Source organism: Parasegetibacter sp. NRK P23 (genome assembly GCF_023721715.1).
In the GTDB taxonomy this organism is placed as follows: domain Bacteria; phylum Bacteroidota; class Bacteroidia; order Chitinophagales; family Chitinophagaceae; genus Parasegetibacter.
The window spans coordinates 1780944-1795135 of sequence record NZ_JAMDLG010000001.1 but is presented as its reverse complement, the minus strand read 5'-3'; the positions used below and the strand labels follow the sequence as shown (position 1 = coordinate 1795135).

General features: G+C 50.0%; 9 protein-coding genes. 3 read left to right on the top strand and 6 right to left on the bottom strand.

The genetic code is table 11. From position 1 onward, the window contains the following. Positions 1–64 precede the first annotated feature (64 nt). Positions 65–574, bottom strand: coding sequence for a CAP domain-containing protein (locus M4J38_RS07325; protein WP_251758893.1), 510 nt, complete (start codon positions 572–574; stop codon positions 65–67). Between the two features lie 55 nt (positions 575–629). Then, positions 630–1637 carry a class 1 fructose-bisphosphatase gene (gene fbp / locus M4J38_RS07320; protein WP_251758892.1) on the bottom strand — a complete coding sequence of 336 codons (1008 nt, stop codon included), beginning with the start codon at positions 1635–1637 and terminating at the stop codon, positions 630–632. A 137-nt stretch (positions 1638–1774) separates the two neighbouring features. Here fbp and M4J38_RS07315 point away from each other — a divergent pair, with 137 nt between their 5' ends. Continuing rightward, positions 1775–3040 (top strand): aspartate kinase, encoded by a 1266-nt coding sequence (locus tag M4J38_RS07315; RefSeq protein WP_251758891.1) that lies wholly within the window; start codon positions 1775–1777, stop codon positions 3038–3040. A gap of 9 nt (positions 3041–3049) precedes the next feature. Here the strand turns inward: M4J38_RS07315 and M4J38_RS07310 are convergent, their stop codons facing one another. Genes M4J38_RS07310 through M4J38_RS07295 form a run of 4 tightly spaced genes read right to left on the bottom strand, consistent with a single transcriptional unit; the run spans position 3050 to position 9943 of the window. Then, positions 3050–4114 carry a family 43 glycosylhydrolase gene (locus M4J38_RS07310; protein WP_251758890.1) on the bottom strand — a complete coding sequence of 355 codons (1065 nt, stop codon included), beginning with the start codon at positions 4112–4114 and terminating at the stop codon, positions 3050–3052. Between the two features lie 25 nt (positions 4115–4139). After that, on the bottom strand, positions 4140–5261 hold the full coding sequence (locus M4J38_RS07305) for a cellulase family glycosylhydrolase (protein ID WP_251758889.1): 1122 nt from the start codon (positions 5259–5261) through the stop codon (positions 4140–4142). A 45-nt stretch (positions 5262–5306) separates the two neighbouring features. Next, entirely contained in the window at positions 5307–6854 is a 1548-nt protein-coding gene (locus M4J38_RS07300) for a RagB/SusD family nutrient uptake outer membrane protein (RefSeq protein WP_251758888.1), read from the bottom strand. A 23-nt stretch (positions 6855–6877) separates the two neighbouring features. Further along, positions 6878–9943 (bottom strand): TonB-dependent receptor, encoded by a 3066-nt coding sequence (locus M4J38_RS07295; RefSeq protein ID WP_251758887.1) that lies wholly within the window; start codon positions 9941–9943, stop codon positions 6878–6880. Between the two features lie 286 nt (positions 9944–10229). Between M4J38_RS07295 and M4J38_RS07290 the strand changes: the two genes are divergently transcribed. Both M4J38_RS07290 and M4J38_RS07285 read left to right on the top strand, forming a co-directional pair. Continuing rightward, positions 10230–13421 carry a two-component regulator propeller domain-containing protein gene (locus M4J38_RS07290; protein WP_251758886.1) on the top strand — a complete coding sequence of 1064 codons (3192 nt, stop codon included), beginning with the start codon at positions 10230–10232 and terminating at the stop codon, positions 13419–13421. After that, positions 13396–14160, top strand: coding sequence for a response regulator (locus tag M4J38_RS07285; protein ID WP_251758885.1), 765 nt, complete (start codon positions 13396–13398; stop codon positions 14158–14160). The genes M4J38_RS07290 and M4J38_RS07285 overlap by 26 nt, the downstream gene beginning before the upstream one ends. The last annotated feature ends 32 nt before the right edge of the window (positions 14161–14192 follow it).

Here is a 14192-nt window from a genome sequence, read left to right as displayed (position 1 = left end):
TTGCGAGACATTTTATCCAAATTACTTTTCTCGCAACGACGCTACGGCGCAACGCCTTTACCTATTATTTCAGGCCGAAAATCTGCGTGAAATACAATTCCCCGCTTTTGCTCCGGGCAATGCCCACGCCCATCAGGTTGTATTTTCCTTCAATGTTCTTTTTGTGCCCCGGACTTTTCAGCCAGCCTTTCACTACTTCTTCGGCGGAAAGGTTCCCAAAAGCCACATTTTCCGCCCATCCTTTCAGCATACCTTCCGAAGACGCGATCTTTTTCACCCTGGCCTCAAAGCCGTTGTGGCCGAATGCGGTCTTCTTTTTCGCCATATTCGCACTGTGTTGTTCCGCGGCTTTCGCCATAGCGCTGTTCCATTGCAGCGGCGGCAGGTTTTTCTTTTTCCGGTGCTTGTTCACGAGTTCAAGAATTTCCGATTCCATATCAGCCGGATCATTATCATCATCAGAAACCAATTGAACCGTAAGCACAGGATGCCGTTCCGCCGCCAGGGCGGTTCTTTCCTGTATCAACAATGTGAGCAGTAAACATGAGCCGAACAATGCCGATCTGAAACGCATAATAGCTTTTAAGAAAGGAAATTCAATTTCTGTACCATTTTCTGTTAGAGAAATCTTATTCCAGGCAGGATTCCAGTTCCTCCATCATGCCTTTGCTGCCGGCGAAGAAAGGCGTACGCTGGTGGAGTTCCGTGGGTTTCACCTCCAGGATACGTTCTTCCCCGTTAGAAGCTTTTCCCCCCGCTTTTTCGAGGATAAAACCAAACGGGTTGCATTCGTACAAAAGACGGAGTTTACCATTGGGTTTTTCACCGGTTCCGGGGTACATGAAAATACCGCCCTTAATGAGGTTCCGGTGCAGATCGGCCACCATACTTCCGATGTAGCGCTGTGTATAAGGACCTCCTGCTTCTTTGGTTTTCTGCTGGCAGCGGTTGATGTAGTTTCTTACTTTCTCCGCATACTGGAAGAAAATCCCGTGGTTCACGGAGTAAAACTTACCGAATTCGGGTGTTTTAATGTCGGGATGACTCAGGCAGAATTCACCGATGGAAGGATCAAGGGTGAACCCGTTCACCCCGCGTTTTGTGGCATATACCATCATCGTGGAAGAACCATAGATAATATACCCCGCGGCCACCTGGAACTTTCCGGGCTGCAGGAAGTCTTCCATCGTTACCGGCTGACCTTTTGGGGTAACCCTTCTGAAAACGCTGAAAATAGTGCCGATTGAAACGTTTACATCAATATTACTGCTCCCGTCGAGGGGATCCATCAATACCACATAACTGGCATTTTTGCTCAGTTCATCATCAAAAACAATAATATCATCGTTCTCTTCGCTGCCCACGCCGGCGCAGCTGATGCCGTGGCGCAGCACACCCACGAACTGGTTGTTGGCGAAGATGTCCAGTTTTTTCACATCTTCTCCCTGAACATTAATGGAACCATAATCACCGAGGATGTCCACCAGTCCGGCTTTGTTTACTTCAACATTCACTCTTTTGGCGGCAAGACCGATATCGCGGAGGAGTCCGCTCAAAGCGCCGGTGGCTGTAGGGAAATTACGGAGCTCCTGGATCGTGAACTCGTCCAGGGTCATTACTTTGCGGTAGTTACTCATAAGTGCAGCAATTTGTGCGGACAAACGTACATAAAAATTATAATCTTTACCGGGCCGGTTTTCAGGAAACTCCGCACACGTTCCCGGAACGGCGAGCCTACAAATTTCATAATTTGCGGCCTCAATCAATTTGAGTTATGCGGGTATTCAAGTTCGGCGGCGCAAGTGTAAGTACGGTGGAAAGGATCAGGCAGGTGGGAGAAATTGTACGTGAGCAAAGCGGTTCACCACTGCTGATCGTTGTTTCCGCCATGGGCAAAACAACGAATGCGTTGGAAAAAGTAGCGGAAGCGTTTTATGCGGGAAAGAAAGAAGAGGCGCTTCAATTGTTTGAAGCCGTCAAACAAAGCCATCTCACGATGGCGAAGTACCTGCTTGTAAAAGAATCCATCGCCGCCGACCAGGAGCTGCTGAACTTCTTCACAGAAGTGGAATGGTTGCTCCACGACAAACCCGTGCGTGAATATGATTATTATTACGACCAGATCGTTTGTACCGGAGAACTGCTCTCCACCTGCATTGTGAGCCATTATTTCAGAGAAGAGGGCATCCCCAATACCTGGTTCGATGTACGGGACATCCTGCGTACGGATGAACATTTCCGCGAAGCGAATATCGATTTCGATTTTACCGCGCAACAAACGGAAACACGCATCAAACCAGCGCTTTCCGGCAACGGCATCGTGCTCACACAGGGATTTATCGGCGCCACACAAGACAATGAAAGCACCACCCTGGGCAGAGAAGGAAGTGATTATACCGCCGCCGTGTTCGCCAATTTACTGGATGCTGAAAGTGTGACAATCTGGAAAGATGTGGAAGGGGTGATGAACGCCGATCCCAAACAATTTCCCGATGCAACCGTGATGCCGGAACTGAATTACCGCGAAGTGATTGAAATGGCCTACTACGGAGCGCAGGTGATTCACCCCAAAACCATCAAACCCATCGAAAACAAAGGCATTCCGCTGTATGTAAAAAGTTTTATTGATCCATCTTTACCGGGAACGTGTATCCGTAAACAAGCCGTGAGCGGTCTGCCTCCCGTTATCGTGCTCAAAAAGAACCAGGTGTTGCTGCACCTGAAATCAAAAGATTTTTCCTTTGTGGGCGAAAAACCGGTAGCCGAGTTTTACCTGCTGGCGGGAAAAATGCAGCTAAGGCCCAACCTCACACAGAACGGCGCCATTACTTTCCTTTGTTGTATGGACGATTATGGAGAGAAACTGGATCAACTGGCACATGAAGCCGGAGCATGGTTCGATGTGATCGTGGAAAAAGAACTTTCCCTGCTCACCATCCGCCATTACGATGAACCCACCGTTACGCGAATGATTGCAAGGAAAGACATATTACTGAAGCAGGAAACCCGCGAAACCATCCAGGTGCTCGGCAGGTTCTGACCCTAAAACTTACTGTTCTCCGGAAGGCTTCTCTAAGGCGACCCCGGTTTTTACAGGTCTTCCGAAATCGGGAGTGCCATCGGCTTTCCATTGAAAGCGCTGTATCCTGACATTCCTTTTATCGGAGCAACCGGCGCCACTGGTGGAATTCGCGTGGTAGATGATCCAGTCTTCCTGACCATCGGGGGAAGTGAAAAAAGCGTTGTGCCCCGGGCCATAGGCGTTTCCTTCGGGATTCTTGGTGAATACGGGCTGCTGTCCTTTTGTCCAATCCTCCACTTTCAACGGATCGCCGCCCTCTTTCAGCGCCATGATGCCCAGCGCGTAATCATCGGTCCAGCAGCCGCTGGCGGAATATACCATAAACACTTTTCCCTGTTTGTTTTTTATAATCTGTGGCCCTTCATTTACGGGACCTCCGTTTACTTCCCAGGGCAGCACAGGTTGCGTAAGCATGGTGGTGGGGCCTTCCAATGTCCAGGGATTACTCATTTTCGCGATATAGATGTTCTGGTTCTGCACGGCCTGGTTGGGGCGACCGCTCCAGAGGAAATAATTTGTGCCGTTGTATTCCAGCACACTGCCATCAATGGCCCAGAAATCGGCATCGGCCGCGAATATCTTTCCTTTGTCCACCCATGTTCCGGAGAGCGGATCTGTACTGCTGTTTTCAAGTACCCATGTACGTTGTGTAACATCAGGGCCCGATCCGGCGGTGTAATAGATGTACCATTTGTTGTTCAGAAAATGAATTTCCGGCGCCCACACGTTAGCGGCGTTAGGGCCACCTGCCGTGGGCGTGTACACCGTAGTACCTGGCACTGAACCCAGCGCCGAAATATTTTTTGCTTTCCATATGCCCACCCTGTTGCCCAGGGTATGCGTGTAGTAATAGAACCCGTTCCGTTGAATCACCCAGGGATCGGCACCACTCAGGAGCGGATTCATAAATGTATTCGTTTGTGGCGGCGGTTCGGGCGTACCCGGGCCGTTGTTCTTCTTTTTGCAGAACAGGCTGAGCGCAGCGGCAACAATAGCCAGACTCACCACTATGGTCCTTTTATTTTTCAGCATGGTTTCAAATTTAACTTACGATCCCCTATTTGCCCGTAGTATTTTTGATGGCCTGAATCTCTGATGCTTTGTAAGGCGTGCCATTTTCCCTGAACACGTCGTGGAACCAGAGCTCCGGCTCACCGGTATATTTCTTCTGCCAGCTATCCCAGGGGAAGATGGTCTGGGATTTGCCGCTTACCAGTCCCCAGTTGAACGCGGCCACTTTGTATTTCTTCACGATGGGCAGCGTGCCTTCAAAGGTGCTTCCGTTTCCCCTCGACATATACTCCGTGCACAACAAAGGCCTTCCGTAACGCTGGAGCCATTGCACCCGTTGTTCGAAATCGGCAGGATGATCGTAGTTGTGGAAGGAAATAACATCCGACTGCTCGATCATCAGCTTTTCAATGGGGCGCAAACTGTCGTGGCTGGCCCAGTTGCCCGCCCAGATTCCTGCGGTAATGGGTTGCGTCGGGTCCTGCGCACGCACCCAGGTGAATGCCTTCTCGAGCAGGTTGTGCACCAGTTCCACTTTATTGTACGGCTCAAAGCGACCATAGCTGCTGTTGTTGGTATTGTCCGGCTCGTTCCACACATCCCATCCCACAATGCGGTTGTCGTTACGGAAATGGCGTACAATATCGGTTACATATTGCTGTAAGCGCGGGTATTGCCGCGGATCTTTCAGCGCATCGGCGCCGGGACTCTGTACCCATCCTGAATTGTGGAGGAAGGGAGCGGGTTCGTGCTGTTTGCCGGGGTGCGGGAACGGGTCCCAGCAGGAATCGAACAATACGAGCAACGGCCTGATCTTGTACCTGGCGGCAATTTTCAGAAAAATATCGATCCTTTTTTTGAAACCCTGCGGGTCTTGTTTGTACGCGATATCGTGGAGAAAAACGCGCATTGTATTCATCCCGATATCGGCGGCCCATTTCAGTTCCCGGGCAATGGTGGCGGTGTCAAATGTTTCGGCCTGCCACATTTCCAGTTCATTAATGGCGGTACTTGGTACAAAGTTGGCACCCACCAGCAAAGGCTGGGCGGCGTACCAGGCGTTGGCTTTCTCTTTTGTCCAGATGGCGCGGCCTTTCACCGGCGACTGCGCCATGGAGCAGGTGGATATCAGCAATAAAAAACATACAATGGATGTCAGCGATCGCATGGGTCTTGTTTTAGATAAAGAAAGAAATGACGGATTGAAAAAAGTTTACCAGTTATCGTTCTGTTTCAGGTTCGGATTGATGTCTATTTCCGTTTGCGGGATGGGCATGTATTTGTTCCTGCCGATCACAAAATTGTTGAACTCTGGATCGCGGGCTTTCAGCTCCGCGAGTTTGGTGGCATCGTCAAAGAATCCCCACCTGGCGAGGTCATTCCAGCGGGTACATTCTCCCGTTAGTTCGGTAATTCTTTCGTGCATGAGCTGACGGAGGAACTGCTCTTTGTTCATACCGGGCATGGTTACACTCAGTCGCTGCAATCCCGCACGCTGGCGCACACGGTCAACATGGGCGTACGCTTCGGCGGTGCGGTTCACTTCGTTGAGCGCTTCCGCGTACATCAGCAGTACATCTGCGAAACGGATCACACGGAAATTCACGGGGCTGTTGAATATTTCAAATTCGTTGATGCGGAAATAATCGTCCAGGTATTTACGGTACCACACCCTGTTCCGGGTATTGGCGTCATAGTTTTTTGAGGTGAAGGTGCCGCCATAAACAATGCTGAAATCAGGGCCGCGCACATCGGTGGAATCGTACAATGCGGTAATGGCGAGGCGTGGGTCTCTTTGTCCGCCGGTCGTATTTTCTTTCAGAAATTCATGTACCACCCACCTGTTCATGTTCGCGTCGTTGAAACCGTGGCCCGGAGGGCCGAAGAATGGGGCGCGACTGGTACCCACATTGGACGTGGGGCCATCTTCCCCGCTGTTTTCAGCCCGCATTTTGAACTGGATTTCAAATACCGATTCAATATTGTTTTCGGTAGTATGGCGGAAGTTATCCGCGTAATTGGCCGTAAGGTCGTACAAACTGCGGCCATCGCCTTCCACCAGCCAGCGTAAAGCGTCAACTGCTGGTTGGTATTCTTTCTGTTGCAGGTGTACTCTTCCCAGGAGCGCATACGCGGCACCTTTAGTGGCCCGGCCAATATTATCGTTGTTGTAAGATGGCGGCAAAGCGGCAGCGGCTTCGGTGAGGTCTTTTTCAATCTGTGCCCATACCTGTTCCTGCGGTGCCTGGAAAGGTTTGTCGGAAGGTTGAGATGGTTCAAGTATCAGCGGAATATTTCCCCAGATGGTCACCAGGTTATAGTAATACAGGGCACGGAGAAATTTCGCTTCCCCGAGGTACCTGTTTTTGAGGTTTTCATCCATGGTAATGGAAGGAACCCTTGCCAGCACCTGGTTGGCGCGGTAAACGCCTCTCCAGTGGTGCCACCAGGTGTCGTAGTTTACCTCAAAGCTGTATTGGGTGATGTTGTGCGCACCGATGCTGCGGAGTTCGTTCCAGGGACTGGTGGAATAGCCATCATCGGAACGCACATCCATGTAAAACGGCATCCATCTCGAAAAAGGTGCGCCGTTGCGGTAGAAATTGCCGTACACCGCATTCACCCCAAGCAGTGCGTCTGTTCCCGTTTGCCAGAAATTAGATTCATCCGGAACATTCGGGTTGGGAATATCCAGTTCCATGGATTTTTTGCAGGAAGCAAAGGTGAAGAGCAGTATGGAATAAAGAATGATTTTTTTCATTGCTGAAGATTGAAAGTGAAAGATCAGAAACCGAAATTGATGCCTGCGGAAAGGATGCGCATGGCGGGATATTGTCCGTTGTCCAGCCCTCTTTCAAAAATGTTCACACCGGTAATATCGGGATCCAGTCCTTTGTATTTGGTGAAGGTGAGCAGGTTTTGTCCGCTCACGAATACCCTTGCGGAACTGAAACCTGCTTTTGAAAGCGTGGTCCTGGGAATATTGTATCCGATCTCAACATTGCGGAGCCGCAGGTAGGAACCATCTTCCAGCCAGCGATCGGTTTGGGGCAATACATTGAACTGGATACCCTGATCGGGAGCGCCCATGGCCGCACGTGGCATATCCGTATTCGGGTTTTGCGCGGTCCAGGGATTGGCCCCTTTCCTGAAGTTGGTATTCTGGTCCATGCGGTCCACATTGTAGCGTGGCCTGTTGTACAGTTGGTTGCCCACAACAGCGTACCACTGCATGCTGAAGCTGAAGTTTTTCCAGGAAGCATTCAGCACAGCGCCGGTTTCAAAATCAGCCCATGGGGTACCTGCATATACACGGTCCTTATCGGTGTTCAGTTCACCATCGCCATCTGTATCTACGTAACGCACGTCGCCGGGACGGGCCCAGGGTTGCAGCAATTCACCGTTTTTATTGGTGTGCGCATCTATTTCAGCCTGGTTCTGGAAGAGACCATCAGTTTGAAGCACGTACCATTCTCCGATAGAGCGGCCCAATTGTGTGCGGGCATCGCCCAGTTGTGTGTATTTGGTGGTGGTATCGCCAAAACTGGTGACTTTGTTGCGGATAAGGGTGAAGTTAAGCGTGGCATCCCATTTAAAGGCACGCTGCGGATCGCTTTTGTAAGTAATGCCCAGTTCAAATCCTTTGTTGCGGATGGAAGCGGCATTCACAGGGGGATTGCCACCCGCGTTACCTGTTGTTAAACTGATGGGAAGATCCACCAATACATCATTCGTACTGGCGATAAAGTATTCGGCGGTAAAGAGCAGGCGGTTGTTCAGCAGCGCGCCGTCTATACCAAAGTTGGTGGTCTTTTTCGTTTCCCAACGCAACCCTGCATTCGCGAGTTGTGTATTGATGGCGCCAAGTTGTTCGGCTTCATTTGTTCCGAATACCGCGCGTGGAAATGGATTGATGGAACCGAAATACTGCCAGGGACGAAGGAATTCACTGTTCCCAAGCGATCCGTAAGAAGCACGAAGTTTCAGGTCATTGATCCAGTCCACGTTAAAGAAGGATTCCCTGCTGATGCGCCAGGCCACTGATGCTGAAGGGAAGTTTCCCCAGCGGTGATCCGGTCCGAACAACGAACTTCCGTCGCGGCGAAAAGTAAGACTGGCCAGGTATTTTTCCTCGAAGCTGTAGTTGAGCCGACCGAGAAAACTCACCAGGTTCCACTTATCTGCTCTGCTGGTGGTGATGGCGTTCTGCCCCTGGTTCAGGTTGGTGAAAGTATAGTTGCCGTTGGCATCGGGTTCGAAACCTGATTTTTGTCCGGTGAGTATTTCGTAAGTATTCGTCTGATTGGTGAAACCGCCCACTGCACTGATGCGGTGCGCACCGAAACTTTGGTCATAATTCAGCGTATGCTCAAACAAAAAGGAACGGAAATTCGCGCGGTTCTCGTCTGCAGTGGCAATGGGAGAAGGCGTGCCCTGGCGTATGGTGCCGGGGCGGCGGAATCCTTTGAAACGGTCGAAACTGGTTTCTGCGCCCGCATTGAATTTATAAGACAGCCCGTTGAGTAGCCTGAGTTCCGCGAAAGCATTGCCCCTTATTTTGAAATTGTATTGATTGGTCTGCAGCAGGCTCTGCAATGCAGGAACATTCGCGGCAAGCGTATTTACGTAAGCGTTGTTCACTCCTATCCCCCAGCCTTCGGGATTGGTGGCGGAGGCGAATCGGGATGCGTCTTTAACAGGGATCACGGGAATCATGGTGATCATGTCCACAAAAGGATTGGTGAAGATATCTCCTGCTACGGGATCATCCTGCGTATAAGAGAGCAACATGTTCTGGCCAAAGCTGAAGCGGCCTTTCCTGCCGCTGGTGTTCACCCTTAAACTGGCGCGTTCAAATTCGTTCCCAATCACGGCGCCTTTATTCTTAAAATAACTTCCTGATACGTAATAGTTGGCGGAATTGCTTCCACCGGAGAGCGCCATACTGTAATCCTGGATATTTCCGGTACGCATAAAGGCATCCTGCCAGTTTGTATTAATGGAAGGATCGAAATCATTGGTGAGGATGGTTGGCACCGGAAGTCCGCCATTGGCATACAACTGTGTGGCCAGTGTGCGGTATTCTCCCGCATCCATCATATCCCATTTTTTATGGATCTGCTGCATACCGGTTTTTACGGAGCCGGTTACTACCATGGGGCCTTCTTTTCCTTTTTTGGTGGTGATGATGATCACGCCATTAGCGGCACGGCTTCCATAGATCGCAGCGGCGGAAGCATCTTTCAGAATCTGGATGGATTCAATATCGTTGGGGTTGAAGTCCGGCGTGGCATCGCTGTACATGCCATCAATTATATAAAGCGGGTTGTTGTTGGCGAAGGTACCTGCACCCCTGATGTCTATCTTAGCCATGGCGCCTGGAGAACCGCTGTTGCGCACGGTAACGCCTGTGGCAAGTCCCTGGATGGATTCCGCTACGGAAGAAGCCACGTTTCTGTTGGCCTGCGCTGGATTCACCACGCCAACGGCTCCGGTGAGGTCCTTGCGGCGCACCGACTGGTAGCCTATTACCACCACATCATTGAGCGTAGCATCGGCAGGTTCCAATATAATGTTGAGGGTGGTACCATTCACGGTCACCTCTTTTTCATTATACCCCACGCTGGAAACCACCAATACGCTTCCGGATGAGGCTTCTATGGAAAAAAGACCATTTGCCGTTGCGGCAACGGAGCGTTGTGTTCCCTTAACAGTAATGGTACCGCCGGGAATCGCTTCCCCGGAGGCAGTTCTGAGTGTACCGTTCACGACCTGTTGTGCGTACACCACCTGCGAAACGGGAAGAAAAATAGCGGCAAAGAGCAGAAACCTGAGCAATCGTTTTGTCATACTCATTGTTAGCAGTTTAGTTTTTGATAAAAGTTGCTGATCGCCGGAACTGATCCGCCGGAAGAATGATCCGGATAAGAAGTAGTTGAAGTACATAGCAATTCGGCAATCGTTTGATGTGGTGAAATTCCTGCTTAAATAAATAGCATCGCTTTAAAAATGTTTCATAATTGTTTTATTCCGTCTCATTTTTCAGCAGAAGCGGTTTTCAGGCATTGTTTCATCCTTTCACCGCCTGTTACCTTTCGTTTTATAATGTAACTTCCCGTTCCAATGCCTGCCGTTTATGATGAAGCAACTATTCTCCCTGATATTGATGGCCGCGGCTTTTTTGCGCCCGGTGGTGGCGCAGCCGCATTATTTCAGGCATTACCAGGTAGAACAGGGCCTCTCCAACAATACCGTTTTCTGTATGGCCCAAGACAAGGGCGGCTTTATTTGGATGGGAACAAAAGAGGGGCTGAACAGATTCGATGGTTATGGTTTCAAAGTATTCAGAAATGATCCGGATGACAGTCTGAGTATTGGGGATGATTTCATCAGGAGCATGTTTATCGACACTACAGATTCCCTTTACGCCGGAACACGGAACGGCGTATACAAGTACCTTCCGGCTACCGAACAGTTCAGGCACGTTTACAAAAGTGGCACGGAAGTGAAAGACATGTGCAAGGACCGTTCAGGAAACCTGTGGATGGTGGCGGGGCGTTCACTGATCCGGTTTCATGAACAAACAGTGCAAACAAAATTGTATTCCGGCAAAACAGTTGAATCACCTACGGCAGTTTGTATAGATACACAGGGAATAGTATGGGTGGGCACCGCACAAGGGCTGCTCCTGCAATACCTTCCGGAGAAGGACACCTTTCTTTCTTACAACCTCTTTCCTGGAAAAACTTATGCGTACCCTAAATGGATCGAGAAAATCTACGCCGGTTCCGGGCCCTTTATCATGGTAGGCACCTCCAATTATGGGGTGAAACAATTCCACTCTATTCAGCGTACGCACAAGGATGTGTTAACCTATAACGCCGAAGGCAATGAAATATTCGCCCGCGATTTTCTGCAAACGGCACAGGACGAATATTGGGTGGCAACAGAATCCGGCCTATTCCTGCTCAATACGGTATCAGGGAAAACCACACAGTTACGCAAACAATACGGCAACCCGTTTTCCCTGCCAGACAATGCCGTTTATACTTTGCTGAAAGACAAAGAAGGTGGTATCTGGGCCGGCACGTATTTCGGCGGTGCGGCCTACTACGCCAAACCCTATGCGCTTTTTGAGAAATTTTTCCCTCTGCCCGAAGCGGGGGCTATCCACGGCAACGCGGTACGTGAAATTTGTGAGGACCGCTTCGGCAACATCTGGATCGGCACTGAAGATGCCGGTCTGAACCGCTTCGATCCACGAAAAGGAACGTTTACCAGTTATCACTTAACGGGTTCTGATGTCGGCATCTCCTACCCCAATATCCATGGTTTGCTTGCGCGCAAAAATGAGCTTTGGGTGGGCACCTTTGAACATGGTTTGGATATCATGGATATCTACTCCGGGAAAGTGATCCGCCATTTTCCCGAAGGGAAAGAAGGGGAACAACTGAAAAGCAGTTTTATCGTGGTGATCCATGAAACCCGGTCGGGAGAAATATTCATCGGTACCCGGCAGGGTTTGTACCGCTTCCTGGAATCCGGTCAGCAATTTGAGGCGGTAAAGCAGGTCGCGGAGAACGCGTTTATTCATTCCATCACGGAAGACAAGCATGGCGTATTATGGATAGGCACTTTAGGAAACGGACTTTTCCGCTACGATCCGGTGAACAACGAAACTATTAACTACCTGCATCATGCGAAGCAGAAAAAGAGTTTACCCGGTAATTCGGTTACCACAGGCTTTCAGGCCAGCGATGGCACGTTGTGGTTTGGAACAGAAGGCGGCGGACTTTGCCGTTTCAATGAAAAAGATCAAAGTTTCACCACCATCACCACCAAAGAAGGATTACCGGGCAATACGATATTCCGGATACTGGAAGATGAACGCAGGAACCTCTGGATCACAACCTCCAACGGATTGGTACGTTTTCAACCCGGAACCGGGGCCATTCAGGTGTACACCACCTTCAACGGCCTGCTCAGTAACCAGTTCAACTACAATTCCGGGTACCGCGACGCTTCCGGACAAATTTACCTCGGCACGGCTAAAGGTCTGATCCGTTTCCGCCCCGCATCGTTCACCAACAATCAGTATTTTCCGCCGGTTCACATCACCGGGTTGTACATCAACAACAAAGAGCCCTCTTCCAACCTTGTTGCCCTGCCGCTGCAAAAAGCCAATGTACATACTTCCGAAGTTGTGCTTTCTTACGATGAATCATCGTTCAGCATCGATTTCGCAGCACCGGCTTTCACGGCCCCGGAAATGACGGGTTACAAATACATTCTGGAAGGACTCGATAAAGACTGGACCTACCTGAAAAGCAACCGTAAAGTGTATTTCACCAACCTCCGGCCAGGAAGGTATGTGTTTAAAGTACAGGCCGCCAACAGCGAAGGACTATGGGGAAAAGATACCGCCACGCTTCAGATACTGATTCAACCACCCTGGTGGGAAAGTAACTGGGCATTCACCGCCTATTTTCTTATCGCCGCACTCATCGTTTACCTGCTTTTCAGGAACTACCAGCAACGGATGCACGAAAAAACAGAACGTAAGATCGAATTGATGGAACACGAAAAGGAGAAAGAACTGTACCAGACGAAAATAAATTTCTTTACCGATGTGGCCCATGAAATACGTACCCCGCTTACCTTGATCCGCGCTCCCATGGAAAAAATCATGAAGAAAGCCGGGGAGAGTATTGAATGGGGGCAACAACTGAAGATCATGCAACGGAATACGGACCGGCTGCTCGAACTGACCGGTCAGTTGCTCGATTTCCGTCGCGTGGAAACCAATGCTTTCCGGCTAGATTTCGTGGAAACCAATATTGGCGCACTATTGAAAGATATGTGTACCGTATTCAGACCACTGGCGGAACAAAAAAAGATCAGCTTCAATCTGCATGTTCCGCCCCACCCCGTAATGGCGCTGGCGGATACGGATTCACTACAGAAAATGATCAGCAACCTGCTTTCCAACGCATTCAATTATGGCAAAAAGAAAGTAGAGGTGGTATTACGTGTTACAGAAACGCGTTTCAGCATAACCGTCAGCAACGATGGCCCGGTGATTCCATTGGAAATGAAAGAAAAAATATTCGAACCGTTCTACCGTATCCACCACCACAGCCACCGGCCCGGAAGCGGCATCGGCCTTGCACTTTCGAGGTCGCTCGCGGGACTCCATCACGGAACGCTTGAACTGGATACTTCCATCGCGGAATTGAATGTTTTCACACTTTCCATTCCACTACAACCTGAACAAATAAACGAAACTGCTCAACAAGAAAACGATGAAACCCGTACTACTGATTATTGACGACAACGAAGATATCCTGGACTTCCTTTCAGATGACCTCGGCGAAAAATACACGATCCGCACCGCTGTTAACGGGAAAGACGCACTCGAAATACTTTCCGCAGAAAGTGTTCAACTTGTGATCAGCGACGTGATGATGCCGGAAATGGACGGCTTCACCTTGTGCAGGGAGATCAAGTCAAACGTGGAAACCAGTCATGTGCCCGTGATCCTTCTTACGGCGAAGAACACCCTTCAATCTAAAATGGATGGGTTGGAAATGGGCGCGGACGCTTATATCGAAAAGCCCTTTTCGCCGGAATTCCTGCACCTTCAAATCGCCAACCTCCTCATCAACCGCAACAAGATCAAGGAGTATTTCTCCAATTCCCCGGTTACGCATATCCGCTCCATGGCGCATACGAAGGCCGATGAACAATTCCTGGAACTGGTGCATGAAATTGTGCTGCAACACCTGTCAGATACGGAACTCGACGTAGAGCACCTGGCCCGTTACATGAACATGAGCCGGCCAACTTTGTACCGGAAACTGAAAGATATTTCCGACCTCACTCCGAACGAACTCATCAACATCACCCGCTTGAAAAAAGCAGCCGCTTTGCTGGCGGAAGGCCAACTTTCGGTGAACCAGGTAGCGGAAATGGTGGGGTACAATTCCCACAGCCACCTGTCGCGGAATTTCCAGAAGCAGTTCGGGCTGTTGCCTTCAGAATTTGTGAAACGAAAAGAAACCAGTTAAAAGTCCGGTCTGCTCAAGAATGCATGTGTTAA

What these genes read in the sequence shown, in the direction of transcription:
- M4J38_RS07325 (WP_251758893.1), bottom strand. Translation starts at nt 574, where the DNA reads ATGCGTTTCAGATCGGCATTGTTCGGCTCATGTTTACTGCTCACATTG.
- fbp (WP_251758892.1), bottom strand. Translation starts at nt 1,637, where the DNA reads ATGAGTAACTACCGCAAAGTAATGACCCTGGACGAGTTCACGATCCAG.
- M4J38_RS07315 (WP_251758891.1), top strand. Translation starts at nt 1,775, where the DNA reads ATGCGGGTATTCAAGTTCGGCGGCGCAAGTGTAAGTACGGTGGAAAGG.
- M4J38_RS07310 (WP_251758890.1), bottom strand. Translation starts at nt 4,114, where the DNA reads ATGCTGAAAAATAAAAGGACCATAGTGGTGAGTCTGGCTATTGTTGCC.
- M4J38_RS07305 (WP_251758889.1), bottom strand. Translation starts at nt 5,261, where the DNA reads ATGCGATCGCTGACATCCATTGTATGTTTTTTATTGCTGATATCCACC.
- M4J38_RS07300 (WP_251758888.1), bottom strand. Translation starts at nt 6,854, where the DNA reads ATGAAAAAAATCATTCTTTATTCCATACTGCTCTTCACCTTTGCTTCC.
- M4J38_RS07295 (WP_251758887.1), bottom strand. Translation starts at nt 9,943, where the DNA reads ATGACAAAACGATTGCTCAGGTTTCTGCTCTTTGCCGCTATTTTTCTT.
- M4J38_RS07290 (WP_251758886.1), top strand. Translation starts at nt 10,230, where the DNA reads ATGATGAAGCAACTATTCTCCCTGATATTGATGGCCGCGGCTTTTTTG.
- M4J38_RS07285 (WP_251758885.1), top strand. Translation starts at nt 13,396, where the DNA reads ATGAAACCCGTACTACTGATTATTGACGACAACGAAGATATCCTGGAC.